Genomic DNA, 20,756 nt, shown 5'->3' with positions numbered 1-20,756 from the left:
ACTATGATTGATATAGGATGGCATGTTGCGCATTAATGGTGAGCCTACTATTTACTTGAACAATCTACAATTGGAGAGCCCTTGCAATCAATACTTGATGAAATAGCACAGCAGATGGGGCAATCGGCGGAGAAAGGCGAGGTAGCATCTTATATTCCTCAACTCGCAAAAATCGATTCAAACCAGTTTGCCATTAGCGTTGCACTGCCAAACGGAGAAACCTATAGTGCTGGGTGTGCGCAAACGACTTTTTCCATTCAGAGTGTCTCAAAAGTATTTACACTTACCTTAGCATTGGGAAAGTTAGGAGAGGCGATTTGGTCCCGTGTTGGCCGCGAGCCATCCGGCGACCCATTTAATTCTATCGTTCAGCTTGAGCATGAACATGGCAAGCCACGTAACCCATTTATTAATGCTGGTGCAATTGCTATTGCAGATATCATTATGCAAGGCCATCAACCCAAAGAGAGCTTAGCTGAAATAGTCCAATTTATTCGTTTTTTAGCCAATGATGAGAGTATTGTTATTGACCAAAAAGTAGCACGCTCTGAAGTTGAGACAGGAACCCGAAATGCTTCATTGGCTTATTTTATGGCCTCATTTGGTCATTTTGAAAACGACGTACAAGCGGTATTAGGTACTTATTTTCATCATTGCTCAATAGCCATGAACACGCATCAACTTGCTACAGCAGGACTGTTTTTAGCTAATAATGGCATCAATCCAACAACAGGTTATGCTGTCGTGTCACCGCAACGCGCAAAGCGTATTAACGCCTTGATGTTAATGTGTGGCCACTACGATGGTTCAGGAGAGTTCGCATTTAGAGTTGGACTGCCAGGAAAGAGTGGCGTTGGAGGTGGTATATTAGCCATTGCGCCAGGCAAAGCATCAATTGCGGTTTGGTCCCCAGGCTTGGATGTTATAGGAAATAGTAAACTTGGCACTGAGGCGCTTGAGCTGTTTGCGTCTAAAACTGGATGGTCAGTATTTGGTCAGTAGTTTTACTAAAACCTGCATGACGATTTTGACTTAAGCAAAAAACGAAAGTTTGAGCCAGATAACAACATAATATAATGCGTTATCTGACCTTATTTTACGATTTACTTATTCTTATAAATACTCAGCAGATGGCCACTGCCATTGACTGTACAAATTCAACATAAGCATTCGCGTCCGCAGCTGCCACTTTGACTTTGAGGTGGTCTGCATAGGCAAGTCTAGCGCTCATTACTAACCAGAAAATAGCACTAATCAGACCTACAAAACGCCATAAATTGGATTTCGCCCATTTAAGTGCAAGCGTAATAGATAATACATATAGTACAAACCCACCAAGCTTCGATGATGCCCAGCCGTTTACAAACGGATAAAGATTCAGAGGATTAACCGCGACCATATAAACGAAGGTAATAACAAATAGAGTGTATAAAATATGCGGCCCTATTTTTAAAAGCTTGTTATTGACCATTTCTGATTTTTTTATGGTCAACACAAAGCTAATGATGAACAAAACAAACGTAAGCAAAATTATGGTGAGATGGGCGTGTTTAACTATCATGTACATGGCATTCATTCCTTGGCATTTTTATTCTTTTTGTTTACTGATTGAAGGCAATATGCACATCAGTAGGTTGATACAAACCATACTATTAGGATTTTACACAGATACCAAGTTAAATTAGTTTGTTTGCATGCTGGCAGATTAATTAAAGAGCATAATGCGCCAAAATTGTGCGATTAAACAACTGCGTATCTAACCCACAGAAACGCAAATAAGGATGAGTCGGGATCAAAAATTGCTTGTTAAACTAGAAAATTTTGCTTTTATATTGCCAAATAACTGCCGCGACTCCAGTATCTATACATACAAGTCCGAAAAACTGGAAATAGCTTTTACAGCGCTGCTGATGACTGAGCTGATATAAATGTAGTGGACTATGCAGCAAAAGATGAGGGATTTGACGCCAACCCAGGAGTATTCGGTATTCAAAATAGCCGACAAACTATCGCCGGTAATACGCATCCTTCTCCAGTTCCAGCTTTACAGTTTAAAAAGCCTCTCAAAGATTGTTATTACAATGCTAAATAGTCACTTATAGGCTATGCTCAAATGCAATTAGAGCTAATCGTAATGTTAAACCGACAAAAAGGAAGTAGTACATGGAAATATTGTTTAATTATATCTTGACCGTAGAAGTCGCCATTATCATTTTGGTTTTAGTGTTGTTGAGAAGCAGCATTAAATTTGTGCCACAAAACAGGGTCTTTGTTATCGAGCGATTTGGCAAATTCCAGTCGACTAAAGAAGCTGGACTAAACTTCATTTTACCCTTCATTGACCGTATTTCAGCAGACCGTTCATTAAAGGAACAGGCCGTCGATGTACAAGAACAAAGCGCAATCACCAAGGATAATATTTCATTAATGGTTGATGGTGTTTTATATTTTCGAGTGATGGACCCTTACAAAGCGACCTATGGCGTAGAGGACTATGCGTTTGCCGTAATACAATTAGCGCAAACCACCATGCGTTCTGAATTAGGTAAGATGGAACTCGACAAGACTTTTGAAGAAAGAGACATATTGAACTTAAACATCGTAACAGCAATTAACCAAGCGGCTGGCCCTTGGGGAATTCAGGTGATGCGATATGAAATTAAAGACATCATTCCGCCAGGTTCTATTATGGAAGCGATGGAAGCGCAAATGAAGGCGGAAAGGGTGAAACGCGCACAGATTCTAGAATCTGAAGGTGATAGACAATCTGCGATTAACCGTGCTGAAGGTCAAAAAGCCGCTGTTGTATTGGCCGCTGAAGCTGACAAGTCACAACAAATATTGCGAGCGCAAGGTGAAGCATCAGCAATAGTCGCTGTCGCAGAAGCCCAAGCCGAGGCCTTAAGAAAAGTAGGTGAAGCAGCCAATACTGAGCAAGGCCAAAAGGCAATTCAACTTGATCTCGCTACAAGAGCGATTGAAGCTAAGAAAGCCATAGCCAAAGAGTCGAGTGTTATACTGTTACCCGACTCAGGTACGGATATCGCATCCGTTGTTGCGCAGGCAACAAGCATCATCAATGCTATGACTAAAAAAGGAGTCTAATATGGAATTATTTGCTAACAACTTGATTGAAACAATATTAATTATAGGTGTCATACTTTTAATCGTTGAGGTTGTCGTATTGGGTTTTAGCACATTTTTCCTGACTTTTACTGGCTTAGCCGCTATTGCTACAGCGATAATTATGTGGGCAGGATTAATTCCAGAAACATATGCTTGGACGATGATTTCAATTGCCGTTTTCACTGCTGTATTTGCTGCGCTGCTATGGACAAAACTGGCGAAATTACAAAATACCGTTGATTATCGTCGCGCCGATTCTGACCTAGTAGGGCATAGCTTTGTGTTGCCAGAAAATGTTGAAGCTGCTTTGCCAATGAAGGAAAAGCCTAAATACCAATTCTCTGGTATCAGTTGGTATTTAAATGCTCACGAAGACTTAGTAAAAGGAACCTTGGTAGAAGTCGTAAAGGCTGATGTTGGTTCGTTGCTTATCAGAGCAAAAAAAGCTTAGTAGGCTGTTAAATAATAGAGACGACGCAGGAAGACCGTATCATTTGATAAGCGTTTTTCTACTGTCGTCTTTTTTATAATTGTCTACAGCATTGATCTATTCTGTTTGATTTCTCCACGCCCCTATCCGACTATCTAAAGGAAATTAAGCTTCATTATCAATAAAAATTGATTCAATAGATTGTTGAAAAAGACGTGCGACTTTAAATGCCAAAGGTAAACTGGGATCGTACTTGTCTTTTTCTATTGAGTTAATAGTTTGACGACTCACGTCGAGCTTATTTGCAAGATCAGCTTGAGTCCAATCACGCTCAGCCCGTAGAACTTTTAACCTATTTTTCATCTGTATTTTACCTGCCCGCAGATAACAGAGGCCATATAACAAAAAGTCATGATTAATATAAGATCTGATGTTTCAGAGTCTCGGACAATTTGCGCTGTAGTAAGCAATGAATAGGTTATCGATGCAACAAAGGTTGCACCCATCGAAAATGCAAGCGCATCAAATTGAATTTTTCGTTGCAATTCATCCATAGATTTTAATAGGTTTATAAACATAAAGATAACCACGATGCCAAGTATGGTATCAAAGGCAATAAGCAAATTGATTTGCATGTCTGACGCAAACCATCCATAGAGAATTCCTTTATCGATAAAAATCATCATGGCTATCCAAATAAATGTCGATGCAACAAAAATTAAATTTTTCATCCCTTTTTCCTTTTTCGATGTTGAAGCGGTTAATTTGTTCATATGTACAGATCCTTAGTCTTTATATCAAGTTGACTTTACATTACAGCCTTACCTTCTTTATGTCAAGACACCTTTACATAAAGACTTTATTACTTTACATGAAGAGCCGATGATCGCTCGCCGCTGGCTATCGTCTCTGTTTTAGACTATCAGCTCTCCGTCGAGCACAATTTGACTCTGCCAGCCCTGGAAGCTAGGACGAATGGCAAGTACGAATGCCAAATATTCGTATACCAAATAACCAAGACATTATTCAGAGATTAATTTTACTTACAACGTAATAGTTAGCGAAACCCCGCCATTGGCCTATCGAAGCCAAAATGTAAGGAATTACTTCGGTGGGTATAGTCAGCTTGATTGGGCAAAGCTTCCATTGTCGACGTCAACCGGCTTGAGTGTCCCAAAACCGGTCATGGAGGCTTACTTCAACTGAACAATTTTTTGCCTCTCATTGCCAATATTAATGAAGGCGATCGCTGAACTTACTTTTTCTGCTTGCATGGGAAAGAAGAAACTCCAAGCCCATAGTGACACCCTGACCTAGAATATTATGATGTGTTTTGTCCGCTAGTATCTGAATATCGCTGCTACCGAGATTTGATTTCTGTGCTGCAATAATTTTTCCTAGAACCTCGACATTGCTCTTCATTTGAGATGATTCACTCGCAATGTTTTCGGAAAATTTGACTGCATTTTCAAGGCTTTTTTGCGTAGCCTCTATAATCGGTTCTTCGATTCCTCAGTTTTTATGAATCAGTCATTCCCAACATAGGCGTCTTGCAATTTTACAGGTGCTACTCTGCGTCTGAATTTGGAGCATATGGCCTAATGCAAAGTTCTTTCTCAACTAAGACTTAGTGCCAGAAACGGAGCTTGCAATATTATCTGGTGACTGTCTCAAATGGGCAGTTAGGAGACAGTCGTTGTTAGAATCAATATGACCGCTGTGCCCTCAACCTAAATATCCACTTCCACATGCTGTTTCTGGAAGGCGCTATAAGTCAAAATCTTTGATGTGGCATCACCTTTACCCCTATCAAATCGCCATCTCATCAAGATATGCTTGAACTAGTACATAGCGTTAATTTGCCTTACACTTGGTTAATAAACACTTCACAACAAATTTTGATGAAGCATAAGAATAGAAACACTATTTAATATAAGGGCTTTTTACGACGTCATGGCAAATATGCAGGAAACAGAAGATTGGATGCAAGAATATATTCGAAAGTATGGTTACGTGAACCTTGGCGGTGGGCTTTCTGAACAATACGCTGAGGAAATAATATCAAACCCACACATTGACACTGTTCAAATATCCAAGCCTATCAGTGAGCGGTCATGGACACTGTTGAATGACACCATATTGACTGAAAGAAAGGATATTTGGATTAGAGTTTACGGATTTTATGCAACAGTTTGCGACCTTAAGTTTCTTAATTTAATTCCTAGAGTTGAAAAGCTCTCGATTGATTCAATTGATGACTCAATAAACATTGAGTCAATTTCCGAGTTACAATTTCTGAAAGCACTTAACTTGCAGGTTTATGACCTAAAAAGCTTTGACCTTATTGCTGACATCGGTGAATCAATCACCGATTTACGCTTAGGCAGAACAAAATCAAAAAAGCCAAACCTCGCTTTTTTGCAGAGTTACAAAAACCTAAAAAATCTATCTATTCATGGCCATAAAAAACATCTTCATATAATTGGCGAATTAAGCAAGCTAGAGTCTTTGTCGCTTGCAGGTATTACAGTCGATAACTTTAATTTTTTAGGCCAGCTTCCTTTGCTTGAAGAATTATTTTTAGACCTTGTCAAATGTGAAGATTTTTGCAGCTTAAAAGACCTCAACCTCAAAGGCTTTGGGCTTTCAGAAATTAGGGGAATGACCGATTTATCTTTTATTTCGCATCTCAAGAAATTGCAATGTTTAAGCCTATCTAGCTTAAACAAAGTGACTACGTTACCTGAGTTTATGCATACCCCGCAACTTAAAAGGGTCTTTATTGAAAACATGAAAGCATTAGAAAAAATATCTACTTTGTTCAATTGTACTCAATTAGTGGATCTGATTTTTCGTATGGATTCTACTAATCTAACACCAAGGGATTTTGAGCCACTCGTTCATATGAAAGAATTAAAATTTGCAACAATAGGGACAGGTTCAGTTAAGAAAAACGAACAAATAGATAAGCTTTTGACGGGCAAAAATATTAATCAATATTACGATTTTGAATACCAATAAACTAATATTCTCCTTTGCTTCTCACACCGGTGCACACTGGCTATTTTCCGGACCAACCTTGCGCCATAAAATACAACACCTCGTGTAAGCTCCACGACTAAAAATAAGAAATACACTATTAACAAACATAATTTTGCTAAAACGACAGGGGGAACATATGTCTCAAATTGTTCACAACATCGTACGACCCAGTTTGCTTAGTATAGCCGCAGTTGCTAGCCTATCCGCTCAAAGTATATTTGCTCAAGAAGTACCTATAATCAAACTAGGCGCACTATGCTGAACGTCTTTGCCTGCATAGAGCTGGCTCTAAATGAATTTATCGCTTTGAGTGAGCTATAGCTGAAGTATGACATCTGTAGATGTAGGGCGTTACTAAAGTTAGATAATTTTGGATTGTTTTTCAATTGTGCAAATGTCTGTAAAGCCCACGATAAGGAGGCATTTCATGAATTTGATGTGTGATACCGTAGACCGGTCATTGAGCCTTGTTAACCTCACTGGCCCTTCCACGGCAATAACCGTCATACGCTGTTAAAATGTTTGCGAATTATTGAGGTAAATTAGACATATTGCATGTTATTTTAGCTTGACAGCTTTATTACAGTTCAGTAATTTATAGGGGAACAAGAATGTTCGATTAATTAAATTTAGACAAGGATAAAGAAATGTCAACAAAGAAAATATCAATAAGAATAGCATCATTAATCTGTGTAACCTTTTTTATGCAAGGTGCAGCTATCGCCGGTACTTGTGGGAGCGAGGCGTCGAACCTCCAAGAGGCTGAAAGTGTATTAGCCGATACTACTTTTGGATCTTCAGAATGGGCAGCGGCATCTTTTGATGCAATGAATGCCGAGGCGGTCTTAATGATGTGTTTACAAAACCAAGATAAAAAGACCGATATACCGGAGTAATAATTTGTAGCGCATCTCGTTGGTGCGCTCTTTAGGAACCTTCTCGTCCTACGACCATTTGTAACAATTGCTCGAAAATATCCTTCCAACGCTGTGGCGCTTACATTAGAAAACAGATAGGTCAATGCAACGCATTGGAGAGTGCTGCTAGCACTTACTAAACTAACACTGAGGTTTTATTTTCCGACACCGTTTTGTTTCTGAAGTCTGCCCTTTGGAGCCCTTCGATGGTGATTTTGAAACGTCCGCTTCCTTCAGTAGCGCAAATAATATTGAGGCCGAAATGACCGTTATTGGCACTAAACGCTCATTTGATATCTTCATGCTCGTATGACCGCAATTGCCGTTGAGCTGTCTTAGGCAAAAAATGGCAGTATATAGTCGTTTAGATTAGATTTTGTCTGAGCACTTCTTGGAGCATACCTGTTAACTTAGGTATACCCTCTTTACTTTTTAGCGCCCATAAAAATATTGAATAGCCCTTCTATATCTGTATGATTTGGCTAACTTTACAATTCTTAAGGCAAGCAATGATAATTTTTCTCAGTAGTCTTTTATACACATTGACCTCGCTAATATGTGCAGGTTTTAGTCTTAAGCAAGGCTTTAAAAGCACTAGTTCTTTGTTAATGATGACCGTTGTAATTTTTCCCATTGCTTTGTTCCTGAGCTTTTTCGTTCACCCGAGCTTGTCTTTTAGTGAATATCCAATCTACGTCTCTATTTTTCTATTCGCAGGCCTAGGACTAGGATTGTCCTCTATTTTTAATCAGTCAAACAATGCACAACAAATTAGGAGCGCTCATCACTCAAGTGTTGACACATCAATTGTTGTATATGCATCAAGTTGTATCATCGCACTATTAGTCTATTTGGTTACTAGTTCAGCCGCTTTTAATGCTGATGAATTTCGTCAACGGCTTGCACTCACCGAAACTGAGGTTTTCGATGCTAGTGAAACTCTAATTGACGCTCAGCAGGGAAGATATATTGACCAGAACTTGGCCTTTAAAACAGCGCAAACTATGCTCAGTAAACGACTAGGTTTAGGCTCTAGATATGAATTTGATGAGTTAAGGATTCAAAGTGTAAATAGCCAATTGTATTGGGTTGCGCCATTGGTGAATAAAAGCTTAATCAAATGGTTCAATAATTCAGAATCTCCAGGTTACGTCATGGTTAGTGCTACTGACATAAATGACGCTGCATTAGTACTCGACAAATTCCCTATACGGTATGGTGATAGTGGCTTTTATGGTTTCGATAACATCAAACGCTATTTGTTCAACTCCGGCTATGCACAAGTAAGATTTGGCGCACCCGCCTTAGAACTAAGAGATGAAGATTTAAAGCCGTATTGGGTATTACCAGTTTTACATAGTGTAATTGGAGTGAAGGGGCTGGACGTCAAATCTGTCGTTATGTTAGATGCCACTACAGGCGAATTTGAGGAGTTCTCTCCCGAACAAGCTCCAGACTGGATTGATAGGATATATCCGCAAGATATATTCGCCAGTCAAGTGGACGATTGGGGAACGTATATAGCTGGATGGCTAAATGCGGTGTTTATTGGCGATAACGTAATTAGGGCAACCCCAGGAACCCTTTTTACTTACACATCCGACGGACAAGGTGTTTGGTACACGGGTGTTCAATCTGATGGTTCATCCCAAGAGGGAACAATGGGTTTTGTAATGGGTAACTCACGAACCGGCAAAGCGATCTTTTACCGACGCCAAGGACTAACAGAGAGCGTGGCACAAACGGTCATGGAAGGTGCTGTGCAAGAGGCCGGATACAAAGCATCCAGTCCACAACCCTACAACGTCGATGGTGTAACCACTTATGTGAGCATATTGAAAGACAGTAGCGGCAATCGCCAGGGTTATGGGATGGTTGCCTATAATAACCGTGATATTTTTGCAACGGGTACAACGCCAGAAGTAGCTCGCCGCGCTTTTTTAAATAAGCTTTTAAGCAATCAAAATGGAGCAGATTTGGCACAGGCCGGTAGATCTCAAATAACTATCAGAGCCAAAATAAAACGGATAGCCGTTTTGACCGACAGTGTCCTCTTTCTAATTGAAAGTGATGAAACTAATTTGGACAAAACTATTTTTAGTGTACCTCGGGAAACCAACTTTGAAGCTCCCCTCACCGCCGCAGAGGACTCTGTTATATTGCGCTATTCGCCAGTTGATACATCACCACAACCAATAACTTGTTTTGATAATATTGATATCGGTGAGGACTTATGCAAAATACCTAACGAGTAACATATAATGAGAAATGATAACGTCCGCTTTTTGTGAGTTTCATTTTTGAACGCGGTGTTAAATTACATTGCATGCTGAACCTTGTCACCGCCGGCATTGTCTTCGTCCAACGTCGGCTTATGCCGTATTAAAGCCCGTCATAATTTGGCAAAAAATACAATATGACGAGCTTACCCAATCAGACGCAATAGGTCAATTTGTCGCAGTACCTGTTTTCGGTAAATTAACATTGTTTAAGCGATTTTTGGCAATACAGTCCAACTTATTCAACTTGCTCCAAAGTCCAAAAAAAAGCGCTAGTTCAGGCAGCCGTCAATCGCGTTTTTTACCATACTTGTCTGCGCAGAAATTAAGCACAATCGAATATGCTGGCCGAACAGCTCATAGGAGTAAATTCTTCTACTAGCTATAGTAAAAAAATTATTGATTGGGAAATATAACCTGTCTTTTACTCTTGATTACATTGTCTATGAAGTTTTGACTATCTGAGTAGAATAACATTATTAGCTTTTTCATTTCTTGAGGTGATGATGGAGGAGGCTCGATAAAAAATTCGCCATCATCTTTTACCAGTTTTGCACAGAATCCATCGCTATGACTACCACTGACTTCAAGCCATAAATATTTATCTTTCACTAGGGTTACAAAACAAATATCTTCCCAAGACAAGCTGTCAAATGCTCTATCGATGTCAACTGAAGCAACATTTTTTGAGATTAACTCTGCATCTCCGCTAGGACTCGGCCATATTGACAGGCCTACATCTATTTCTTTACCTATTTTATTGGCATTTTCTTTTGCAAACTTAAGCTGTGTTTTCATAATTTGGTAAGGGTAGTAATACCCTCTTCCATAATAATGATTGAATTGTGAGCTATGCCTTACTTTCTTTATATCCGGCCTGAGTATCAAATACATAGTGACGCCAAGAATAGGAAAGACCAACAGTAAACTTGTAAGAAGTTTTGATTTTAAAGATGTATTGATTCGCCACAAATCAATAAGCGCTATAATTGATAGAATTGCAGAGGCGGAAATTCCAAACCAGTCCATTCCTGTCATGAGTGTAAAGTAACCCCTTTACTTATAATAACTAACAATTGTTCTTATCGTTTCTAGTGCTTTGTATATTAACTCAGAATCGAAATAACACACGTTATTCTTATCCACCTACCCAAAACATTGCTATATTATCCGCAACCGCAACCACAACCACAACCACAACCACAACCACAACCACAACCATATAATGGCTTATTCGTAGAATTTGTTTGAACTAAATCAAACTTTATACGAAAAGATTATATTGTATGACGGATTTAGGCTCGGAAGAGCCTGTCATTATCGCGCACCTCTACGCATATTTATAACATAAACTTCCCACACAATTTTGAACCGCGTACGACTGCAATTGCCGTTTAGCCGAAGTAACAATCAAAAGTGCCCAATGACCGCAATTGGCACAAAGCGCCAATTGACGTAAGAGCCCTGGCAGTCGGCTATGAGCTGTGAGTTCAACAGATGGACGCAACACATTGGTTAAATCTCTCTGCTGGTGTCTCATAGTCTAACGTTTTTCTTGGCCTTTCGTTTAGTTGTCTAGCAACTTGACTTAATTTTTGTTGAGAATGGACATTGAGGTCTGTTCCCTTAGGGAAGTATTGACGCAAAAGTCGGTTTGTATTTTCGTTTGAGCCTCGTTGCCAGGGTGACTTCGGATCGCAGAAGTAAACTTGAATGTTGGTGGCTAAAGTGAATTCCTTGTGATTAGACATTTCGCACCCTCTATCCCACGTTAATGTTTTATATAATTCGTCGGGTAGTTTTTTCGATTGATTTATCAGCGCGCTAATAACAGCTGCTGTTTTGTTACTGGCGACTTTAACTAACATTACATAACGAGAGTGCCGCTCAACTAAAGTAGCGATATAGCTATTTCCTGAGCCTGCAATTAGGTCTCCTTCCCACTGACCAGGAACCGCTCTATCTGCTACTTCTGGTGGTCTTTCACTAATATGCACAGCATCGACTATCTTACCTAAACCTTTTCCTTTCAAGGTTGCGTGTTTGGAACGTCTCATAACCCGCTGAGAGCGCAAGCATTTTTGAAGTTCTTTTTTCAATGCTCCTCTCGTTTGGATATAAAGCGTTTTATATATTGTTTCGTGAGACACATGCAAGTCCTTGTTAGGATAAGTTCGCATCAACCAACCAGCGATTTGCTGTGGTGACCAGCTACGATGTAATTTCATCGCAATTAACTTTGCCAATGCTTTATTCAATATAAGTTTACAGGGTTTTGGTCGTTTTGCTCGTTCCCACGCAGCTATATCAGCTTTGTTCGCCCTATAAATAATGCGGCCACCATTGCGATTAACTTCTCTAGATATTGTTGAGGGCGCGCGATTCAGTTGTTTGGCTATTTCGCGAATAGATAATTGCGATGATAGACCGCGAGAAATTTCTTCTCGTTCTTGAGCTGTTAAACATGATGGTGCTCTTTTTTTAGCTCGAGGTTTGATTCCCCCGGTTTTAACTAATATGCCCTGTATGCTTGAATGGCCTCTATCAAAAAACTTTGCTATGTCATGCAAAGATTCACCTTGCTGATATCGCTCCCAAATTAAGGCACGTTGTTGTGCATTATAATAAATTCTTCTTCTCTGTTTCATGGCAACGCCTCCGCTTTATTTTAGTATAGCGTTGCATTGACCAATTGAACTCACAGCAGTTTATAGTCATTCAACCACAATAATCTATATGTTAATTTGCATTGATTATTGACCCACAATTGCATTGAATAAATGACCCAAAAAATTGCTTTCTTGGGTAGACGAATCAGTGCTTGGCCAATTCTTGGTAGGGTCAATATTTAGTGCAAAATACACCCTCACTGGTTCAGATTGAGCTGCAAATTAACATCCTGTTCTTTAAGTGATTTTCAATTGTATCTTTCATGTCATTTGACACAGTTGCCACTCTATCGATTAATACTTCTCTACTTTCATCAGGAATAATGCTAGTTATTCGCTGCATCTCATTTCGCATTTGCTCTGGCGTCTCACTAAGCTCTTTAAAGTTTTCAGCCCCAAAAAGCCGTATAAGGTGCTCTACCATATGATCCGTTGTTTCCTCACACCCTGCAATTGCCTCTAGGTGTTGCTCATACCTCAAATAAGGATCTATGAAATCGCTTAGCACTGCCCTCAAACTATATGGTGTCAGTTGAAACAACAAGATTCTCTAATTGCAAATGAGTTGATAGCGTTTGTTTGCATCTTCGTAGGGACTTTCTGCACAAGAACGTTGTTTTCAGCTCCAGATAAAGTGGCAATAGTAAGCGACAAGATTGTGCGCTGTTTACTAGGCGCTCACCTATTTGACGTGGCTACTTGTCTGAGCTCCTAAAAAAGTACCACACATACACAGAATTATACTAATTATGGGAAAACCGACTAAAAACCAAATTCCTGCACCAATTGCGTCTAGATGCACTATTTTTTGTGATCCAAGGTAGACGGTGATTAACGTTACTAATATAGCTAACCCTAAGCCAGCATAACTAAAAGTAAACATACGAATGCTCCAGCCAGGCTTTATCAGTAGGGACCCTAATGAAAAAATTAAGGTAGGGACCATCATATACAATACAAAATTTGCAGATACAATGAATTTTCCATAAGCGACACTCATGAAAAGTGCAGATATGAAAACGAGAACACTTACGTTTAACTTAACAATAGTCATAATAAACAATCCTTAGTTTCAAATACTATTACATTTAGCCGAATTGACAGATTTGCTTAGATTACTTGCGATTTTGAATCGTTCTAAATATTTAGCATTATCTTGAGATGCGACACATTGTAGCTTTAATAGTTCATTTGGATTCAGTCCAAATGTATCAGAGTAAATTTCTACAGACTCTAACTCGGATTGGAACTCAGCTGCAATATCAAATCTATTTAGAACTACAATCCAATAAATTAATTCTCTGCCGAACATGTCTTTTGAATTAAAATCTACACCATTTTGTAACAACCAGTGAAGTGTGTTTGAGTCTTTTAAATGCAGAGCGGTAATTAAACTAGTTGCGTCTAATTTGGCTCCTATTTTCAGTATCTGGTTTAACACATCAATTGATGATGCTCTCATTATCATAGAATTAGTTAGGCCCACCAAGGCCTCTTCCGATCTTAATTTCTTGATGCTACTCTCTGCCGCGAGCCACTCCTCCTGCTCGACTAATTCAAGTATGGAAATCAAGTCTTTATTATTGCGGGAGCTTGCAGAGTCAACTAGACTGATATCACCTCTTAGAATAAAGGATCTTGCACGCTCTACATAAAGTCTAGATATGTTTGATAACTCGCGGTCAATTTCATTCAGCGTGTTCCCATTCCTTAAATTTTGACGGTACCAAGAAATTAATTTTTCATCTGTCCAATGATAATTTTCTTTGCTAACCGATTTGCATTGAGAATTTTTATCTACATCTACAATATAGTGTCGCCAGTTTTCAAGTACGTATGTGGTGTTTTGTTTTAACCACTTCTCATCAAACTGGTTAGTCTCAAAAACCCTCTCATGCTGTCTTACACCAAAGCTTAAGGCATCATATCCAAAATAATTTAATTTTTCTAAACCTAGGTTCCCTTCAGAATTTTGTATGATTTTTAGCACATCTGGTGCGGTAGGCTCTCCGATTATAGGAACTAAAAGGTCAACTATATTCCATATGTCATTTATATCTTTTGCTGATTTAGCCCCTATCCCAAGAGAGTAATAAAACGAGTTTTCTGGTGTATGCATGTAGGTTGGCGCATTTTGAGATATAAAGAATGGTATCAAGTTAAAAGCAGAATTCTCTAAAGCAAATTGAATGACTGATTTTTGTTTGCTTTTAGTGCTGTAAAGAAAAATTGATGGGTCCATTGAGGCTTCATATATCAGTTCGATATATTCTACCGGAACATTTGCAATAATAGCTCTCATCAAAATTGACTGTAGACTATCTTTCCCCATTGTTTGCAACTGAGTTTCAAAAATACCAATATGAAAAAGGTTGTAGTTCCCTACTAAAAACTGAGTAAATTCAAGATTTCCACTATAATTTTTAAAAAGAATGTCCATGTTCTCTAGAGATGATCTAGCTATAGCTAGAATATCTTCAGATTCTTTCCGAGAAAATGTTTCGGCTTTTATGATATCCGGTGATACAAAATAATCTGAAATGTTTGAAGTTTCATAATCTATAAAAGTTTTTGTTGATGTCAAAAACTCCAACCTATCGTCAAAAAACACTGACATTCTCTTCGTATTTTTCTTTGCAATATTTTGTAAATCGGTTGAAAAGCCGATGACCTCGGTATAGGAGTTGAGACAATAATTGTTTTGGTTATAGCCCCACATTGATAAAGCCTCAGTAGGATCGCCATATTTTTCATTATGGCGTACTGCTGAGACTGATGCTTCTTGTTTCAAAATAACTTCGTTGTTACTAAGACTCGTTTCACTATCAGTAAGAAATATTACAAATCCGAATATTATTAGTAAAGAGAAACCTACCCAATAAAATTTTCTCATCATTTTTATCTAACTTTAGCAATTATTTTGATCGTGAGCGTCGTTAAACTGATTGCAAACAGAATCGTTTAGAGCTTGGTTGAACCAAGGTGCCCCTACAATAGTAACTCCTATACCCATTGCACCAGCATGAATGCGGCAAGATGCTCGAGCAACGTTTGGAAGGCCTAATACTGTTGCAGCCGAACCAAATTCATCATCACAAATCTGATACAGATTCGATAAGAATGTTTGATCACAATGCGTTTGAGAGCTACCTGAAAAACCATAACAGAGATCGTGAGAATTACAAGCACCTAGAAAACTGTAAGAACGTCCACTAGGAGTTGTTCCACCGTTTGGAACACCGGTACAACCATTGGGGGACATATCTACAATATCTTCTTCGCAGTCTCTATCTTCTAAGGCTTCCTCGATTGCTGCGCATGATGGAGCGTCTAGTTCAGGATCGATTGGTGCGGGAGGAGGATCACCTGGACCATCACCATCACCTGGACCACCGCCGCCACCACCTGGACCAACACCTGGACCAACACCACCACCTCAGTCACATACCCATACTGCCACGGTTTCAGGGGGTTGACCGTCTTCTCTGATAGTAATATAACGTACTTGGCAAACCGCAAATACTTCAGCACTTACTCCGAGTAAAAAAAGCATGAGGATAAATCTAGATTTTATGTTCAAAATTTCATTCCTTGAATCTAATCACATTTTTATTTTTCAACATTAATTATTTTTAATGTCAAATTTTTTAATGAAAATTAGAAAGGTCCCCACTTTTCATGTCGGACTTTGTAGGATTTAGTGAAAAATTACCAATAAGGATATGGTTTAGGAATTTAAACGAACACTTAAAATTGAGTATAAGAAGAATAAAAGCTATTTACTAGCCCTTGGTTACAGTTGTCTTCTAGACTAGCTCAGTTTGTGGAAGTGTTTAATTGTGGAAGTTTTGTATGACGTGTTAGTTTGAAATGTCATGCGAAGATAGGCTATTGGTACAGGAATTGGGTGATCAGGATGCCATTGCTCCCACCATGTAATAGTGTGTTTCTTTCACTCTTGCAGTAAAGGTAGTCTATGCCCCAAAGTTGAAGTCACGTTGAATAGTAAAATCGTTTGCGTATTGCTCTTCAGGTGGCGCACGTAATGGTGGTAATATCGTTGTTTGTTTAGAAGTTAGGTACTTTTTGTCTAAATGCTTCAATATTTTTTGAATAACATGGATATCTATAATGCAAGCGATGATGCTTACATTGTGTTTTTTGCATTTTTCGCATTCGTTGATGTCAATATTGAATACCCGTCTTAAGCGCTGTATCCAACTCATGCCTCTAGCGTGATAAGGATTATCAGTTTGGCTATCTTCTTTATAGGGCTATTCTTACCTCGCTGGGAAGCGGTGACTTGTGCACGAAGGTTGCTGTTAGGGGCGAATACGCCGAAAAACCGAGTTAAGTTAAGTCTTGGTGGTGGAATGAGAGCAGCTAGTTTGCCAATAAAGTCTAGAGGATCAAAGAATACGTGGGTTGTACCGTCACGATAAGGTGTTTTCAATTCATAGTGCACTTTTTCCTGGTCGGTCATGCTTAAACGTTGCTCACTAATCGCTGGTCGGCTGATATAACGGCAAAGTCTTTCTAATTTATCTGGCTCATCGGCATTGGCGAACACGCCAGCATGTAAGGAAAATCCACTTGTATTAGCTACCTGACCATACTCGCCGGCATTGCTAGCCGGTAATGTTTGTAGCGTAAACACCTTCTGGCCTTGTTGAGGTCCCATCGCTATGCGGTAGCTGACTGAAGCACCTTGCAGGTGCAATAGACTGTCTTCATCATCAACAGGCAAGTTAAGAAAACTGCTTTCCATATCGCGCTCAACCAAGCCGACTCTTTCTAAATATTGAGCGATGCGTTGGCTGATTGTATGGACTAGTTCGACCATGTCGCTATGAGATGGTGCTTTTATTCGTGTAAAGGTGGTACCGCCCCATGGTTCTTCGGAAATGGCACCTTCTAAGAACAACATGTGGAAGTGGATGTTTAAGTTAAGTGCACTTCCAAATCGCTGAATAAGGGTAACTGCCCCAGTTTTCGCTTGTTTGTTGGTAAAACCTGCTTTGTGTACTATGTGTGTAGAAATAGCGCGGTGAATAATTTGCATCACCTTGCTTAATTCACGTGGGTATCTTGCTAGTAACAATCGAAGGGGGATGGGTAAACTTAACACCCATTGACGAACTGGGTAACCCCCAAGTATATCATCAACCAACAGTGCTCCACTCTCGGCCATTCTTCTTGCGCCACAACTAGGGCAGAAGCCCCTGCGTTTGCGGCTAAAGGCAACTAACTTCTCATGTTTGCAGTCACCACATACCACGCGCAAAAAACCGTGCTTTAGTCGTCCACAACGCAAGAAATCATCAAACTCACGCTCAACATACTTGGGTAAATACTTGCCTTGGTCGGCTAAGTTTGCGGTAAAAACTGGGTAGTAACGTTCAACCAATTGATAGAGTAGCGTTGTTTCTGGTCGATGGCGCTTATAGGTTCGGCCTTGTTGCGTTGCCAGCACATCCATTCATCCTTGAATTTGATACTGACAAGTGTTGCAAAAACAGGCTCAATTTACGACTGGCTGACAGTCCGGTTTTGCCGTATTGAAGCCCGTTATAATTTGGCAAAAAATACAATATGGCGAGCTTACCTAATAATGCAAAAAAGGGCAGTTTATAGTCGTTCCTGTTTCGGTAAATTAATCTTGTTTAAGCGATTTTTGGTAATCCAACCGAACGCTGTCTTACCACTTCTGCCCAGAAACCAGTCGCAGCTATTTCCTGTGATTTAGTCTTCTTCGACCAAGGAGGAGTGAGTCTGGTTTCATTTAGTCCCATGGCCGTTTATCGTTTATTACCTAGTTCTATTTTAGTCTAATTGGTTAAAAAATATGCTTTGGGGCTGATTATTCAATAATCGTGGCCAATGGTAACTTAGCTCTGATGTGCCGCGTTAATGCTTCAGCCAGCTCCGCAGGGAAAGTGAAGCTTGGATAAACACCAGGTTTTATATGATTAAAAGGGAGCGAGCAATAAGCAATGTTATCTTGTAAGTCAATAGCTACTCTTTTTACTTTCTCTAAGGGCAACTTACTATCGCCAATCGTAACCAGATTATTTTCTACTCTAAAGTGTTCTACAGGGTTGCTTATCCGATTATTCATCTCATCTTGCCTAAATTTAGTCCAATAGAGCGGTAATAATAAAATGTTTGTTATTCCAGATAGAAACAATATTGATAGAGACTCATCTGTAAACCCAACATAGGCTAAATATACAAATATCGTTAGCAACCACAAACCAATGATTCGGCGTTGAAGCGAAGAGAATTTTTCCAGTTGCAGAGTGTTTTTTGTCATTATTAGTCCTTTAGTAACTATTTTTTAACGCCTACGTGCCTCAACGAAAGATACCCTTGAATGCTTTGCGTTATTTAATTTTATACTATCGTTCCCCTTCTTGGAAGAAGCTCTTCACTTCACTTAACTCTATTTCAATTGTGTGTCCGGTTTGCCGTTCAGTTGGCTATGACAAGTTCGGGCAGTTCGGCGACGCTCGGGATACAAATAGGTGCTTGAAACAAAGTAGATTGAGAAGTATCCTTACTGTCGAATGGAGCCTATGAATAAAGGAATATACAATTGAGTCATTCAATAGGCATTATAAACTGTCTTATAATCGTGGTTTTGTTTTTACTTAGTGCTTGCACTAGCCAACCAAAAGTAGCGAATACCGCTACCTCTGACTTTTATTCAGACATGGTACAGTGGTCTCTTCAACGAGGCACTGGCCTTAGCTCGGAGTTCCCTGCAGGTGATGTTCGCTCAAGTTACATCCTTCGCGACTCGAAGGACACGGCCAATAACTCACCTATCGTTTTAGTGCTAGGAGGCTCCGAAGGCGGCACTCTTAAATCTCGTACCCTAGCCAAAGCAATTATTGCCAATGGTTACTCAGTCGCTTCTATTGCTTACCATCAAGCACCTGGCACTCCACCTTATGTAAAAGAAATTCCGATTGAATCGATAGTTAAACGTATTAAAGATGTTTCAACTGACGACAAGGGTAATCAACGCTGCGTTGCTATTCTTGGTGTTTCTAAAGGTGCAGAGCTTGCGTTGCTAATTGCAGCATATACTGACTTTGCTGATGCTACAATCGCCGTAGTGCCATCTAGTGTGGTATGGCAATCAAATCAGATTACCTTAGCTCGAAATTCTTCGTGGCGTGTTAATGATGAGCCACTTCCATTTGTTGAGTACCCTTGGTTCTCCAGAGGAATGTTTGCCTATTTAACAAAAGGGCCAATCGAAGCTAGAGCCTTGCATGAAGCAGGTATCGAAAATACAAAAATACTCGAACAGGCCAGTATACCCGTTGAAAGAATATCAAAACCTGTTTTACTACAAGGCGCTAAACTCGACTCCGTCTGGCAATCTCACGAAATGTCGCAAGATATTATGGAGCGAGTCAACAACAAAAACCCTGATCACCAGTTTACGCTGCTGTCTTATGAACTTGATCATTTTTTAACGTTATACGAAGAGCCTGTTGATGATGCTCTCAAATTTATTACCGAAACTTTTGACCGTAATCCGAGATGTAAAGGTAATTAATATGAGTGTACGTGGAATAAACGACATACCTGTTCTATTCAACAGGTATTGATTTTTTAAGCTTCAATCGTGAACGTTGCCTTTCGGTATAGGTAGTTGTTGTATGAAATATCTGCTTTCTCTAACTCGTTAGATTTTGCGCACAATCGAATATCCGCATCTGGTACTAAACGCTCAATTGATATCTTCACGCTCGTGTGACGGCTATTGCCGTTCAGCTGTCTAAGACAATTTCTGGCCTCGGCTAAAGAAGTTGAGCGAGGCAGCCAATCTGAGCAAATTAAGCCGTGAATAGCTAGCTCAGGGCCCAAAACTATACGGTCAAAACCCTCGATATCCTGATTATCTTGAGCGCATCATGCCTGCTGGCAAAAATCTCTCGGTTTCTGGAGAAATGTTGGGATTGTAGAAGTGACAACATTATTCTATTGATGATCCCTTCCCTGTAAAAAAAAGCCCTGCACGAGCGATGCTTTGGATTCAAAGTTACAATCTCAATCTAAGTTTTCAATTTTGGATTGTTATTCGTAAATAAATACCGTAGCAACTGACCTTTTTAAAATAAGTTACTATCGAATGGCGCATCATAAAGTAACAATCACCTTAAAACTAATTCAGGCATTTGCAACTTGGTAATCGTCAATTTGAGTTCGATCTTAAAAGGAAGTTCATCTTTTTCAAACTCAAGAACAGGTAAATTAGTTCTCGTTTTTATGAGATATC

The 20,756-nt window shown here is 39.5% G+C and carries 17 protein-coding genes and 1 pseudogene; 7 read left to right on the top strand and 11 right to left on the bottom strand.

From position 1 onward, the window contains the following. The first annotated feature begins 81 nt into the window (after nucleotides 1-81). Entirely contained in the window at nucleotides 82-1,002 is a 921-nt protein-coding gene (locus CXF81_RS05770; protein ID WP_101180419.1) for a glutaminase, read from the top strand. A gap of 121 nt (nucleotides 1,003-1,123) precedes the next feature. On the opposite strand, the gene CXF81_RS05765 is transcribed toward CXF81_RS05770, so the two are convergent. After that, nucleotides 1,124-1,567: a SirB2 family protein gene (locus CXF81_RS05765; protein WP_101180418.1), complete on the bottom strand. Its 444-nt coding sequence runs from the start codon at nucleotides 1,565-1,567 to the stop codon at nucleotides 1,124-1,126. A 596-nt stretch (nucleotides 1,568-2,163) separates the two neighbouring features. Between CXF81_RS05765 and CXF81_RS05760 the strand changes: the two genes are divergently transcribed. Next, nucleotides 2,164-3,105 (top strand): SPFH domain-containing protein, encoded by a 942-nt coding sequence (locus tag CXF81_RS05760; protein WP_101180417.1) that lies wholly within the window; start codon nucleotides 2,164-2,166, stop codon nucleotides 3,103-3,105. A gap of 1 nt (nucleotide 3,106) precedes the next feature. After that, nucleotides 3,107-3,577, top strand: a complete 471-nt coding sequence (locus CXF81_RS05755; RefSeq protein ID WP_101180416.1) for an NfeD family protein — start codon at nucleotides 3,107-3,109, stop codon at nucleotides 3,575-3,577. Nucleotides 3,578-3,721: 144 nt separating this feature from the next. On the opposite strand, the gene CXF81_RS05750 is transcribed toward CXF81_RS05755, so the two are convergent. Continuing rightward, a complete protein-coding gene (locus CXF81_RS05750) occupies nucleotides 3,722-3,919 on the bottom strand; it encodes a helix-turn-helix transcriptional regulator (protein ID WP_101180415.1) in 198 nt (65 codons plus the stop codon). After that, nucleotides 3,916-4,287, bottom strand: coding sequence for a hypothetical protein (locus CXF81_RS05745; protein WP_157825502.1), 372 nt, complete (start codon nucleotides 4,285-4,287; stop codon nucleotides 3,916-3,918). The genes CXF81_RS05750 and CXF81_RS05745 overlap by 4 nt, the downstream gene beginning before the upstream one ends. A gap of 1,222 nt (nucleotides 4,288-5,509) precedes the next feature. Here CXF81_RS05745 and CXF81_RS05735 point away from each other — a divergent pair. From CXF81_RS05735 to CXF81_RS05725, 3 genes are all read left to right on the top strand, one after another. Next, complete coding sequence (locus tag CXF81_RS05735; protein ID WP_101180413.1) at nucleotides 5,510-6,577, top strand: hypothetical protein; 1,068 nt, start codon at nucleotides 5,510-5,512, stop codon at nucleotides 6,575-6,577. A gap of 668 nt (nucleotides 6,578-7,245) precedes the next feature. Next, nucleotides 7,246-7,494: a hypothetical protein gene (locus CXF81_RS05730; protein ID WP_101180412.1), complete on the top strand. Its 249-nt coding sequence runs from the start codon at nucleotides 7,246-7,248 to the stop codon at nucleotides 7,492-7,494. 530 nt (nucleotides 7,495-8,024) lie between these two features. After that, on the top strand, nucleotides 8,025-9,770 hold the full coding sequence (locus CXF81_RS05725) for a hypothetical protein (protein WP_101180411.1): 1,746 nt from the start codon (nucleotides 8,025-8,027) through the stop codon (nucleotides 9,768-9,770). Nucleotides 9,771-10,190: 420 nt separating this feature from the next. Here CXF81_RS05725 and CXF81_RS05720 read toward each other — a convergent pair whose 3' ends face one another. The 8 genes and pseudogenes from CXF81_RS05720 to CXF81_RS05680 all read right to left on the bottom strand — a co-directional run bounded on the left by CXF81_RS05720 (nucleotide 10,191) and on the right by CXF81_RS05680 (nucleotide 18,776). After that, nucleotides 10,191-10,832 (bottom strand): hypothetical protein, encoded by a 642-nt coding sequence (locus CXF81_RS05720; RefSeq protein WP_101180410.1) that lies wholly within the window; start codon nucleotides 10,830-10,832, stop codon nucleotides 10,191-10,193. A gap of 452 nt (nucleotides 10,833-11,284) precedes the next feature. After that, nucleotides 11,285-12,442 (bottom strand): IS30 family transposase, encoded by a 1,158-nt coding sequence (locus CXF81_RS05715; RefSeq protein WP_101180409.1) that lies wholly within the window; start codon nucleotides 12,440-12,442, stop codon nucleotides 11,285-11,287. Between the two features lie 226 nt (nucleotides 12,443-12,668). After that, nucleotides 12,669-13,004 (bottom strand): hypothetical protein, encoded by a 336-nt coding sequence (locus CXF81_RS05710; protein WP_232771793.1) that lies wholly within the window; start codon nucleotides 13,002-13,004, stop codon nucleotides 12,669-12,671. A 141-nt stretch (nucleotides 13,005-13,145) separates the two neighbouring features. Further along, nucleotides 13,146-13,517, bottom strand: a complete 372-nt coding sequence (locus CXF81_RS05705; RefSeq protein WP_101180408.1) for a hypothetical protein — start codon at nucleotides 13,515-13,517, stop codon at nucleotides 13,146-13,148. Nucleotides 13,518-13,535: 18 nt separating this feature from the next. Further along, nucleotides 13,536-15,254, bottom strand: a complete 1,719-nt coding sequence (locus CXF81_RS05700; RefSeq protein ID WP_157825501.1) for a hypothetical protein — start codon at nucleotides 15,252-15,254, stop codon at nucleotides 13,536-13,538. Nucleotides 15,255-15,371: 117 nt separating this feature from the next. After that, a complete protein-coding gene (locus CXF81_RS05695; protein ID WP_101180406.1) occupies nucleotides 15,372-15,725 on the bottom strand; it encodes a hypothetical protein in 354 nt (117 codons plus the stop codon). Between the two features lie 712 nt (nucleotides 15,726-16,437). Continuing rightward, nucleotides 16,438-17,942, bottom strand: a pseudogene (locus tag CXF81_RS05685) (transposase). A 381-nt stretch (nucleotides 17,943-18,323) separates the two neighbouring features. Further along, nucleotides 18,324-18,776 (bottom strand): hypothetical protein, encoded by a 453-nt coding sequence (locus tag CXF81_RS05680; RefSeq protein WP_101180404.1) that lies wholly within the window; start codon nucleotides 18,774-18,776, stop codon nucleotides 18,324-18,326. Between the two features lie 282 nt (nucleotides 18,777-19,058). Here CXF81_RS05680 and CXF81_RS05675 point away from each other — a divergent pair, with 282 nt between their 5' ends. After that, nucleotides 19,059-20,033, top strand: coding sequence for an acyl-CoA thioester hydrolase/BAAT C-terminal domain-containing protein (locus CXF81_RS05675; protein WP_101180403.1), 975 nt, complete (start codon nucleotides 19,059-19,061; stop codon nucleotides 20,031-20,033). Nucleotides 20,034-20,756 lie beyond the last annotated feature (723 nt).

The organism is Glaciecola sp. 33A (genome assembly GCF_002836745.1).
Taxonomy (GTDB): Bacteria; Pseudomonadota; Gammaproteobacteria; order Enterobacterales; family Alteromonadaceae; genus Glaciecola.
The sequence above is the reverse complement of the archived record's forward strand: the minus strand, read 5'-3'. Positions and strand labels throughout refer to the sequence as shown.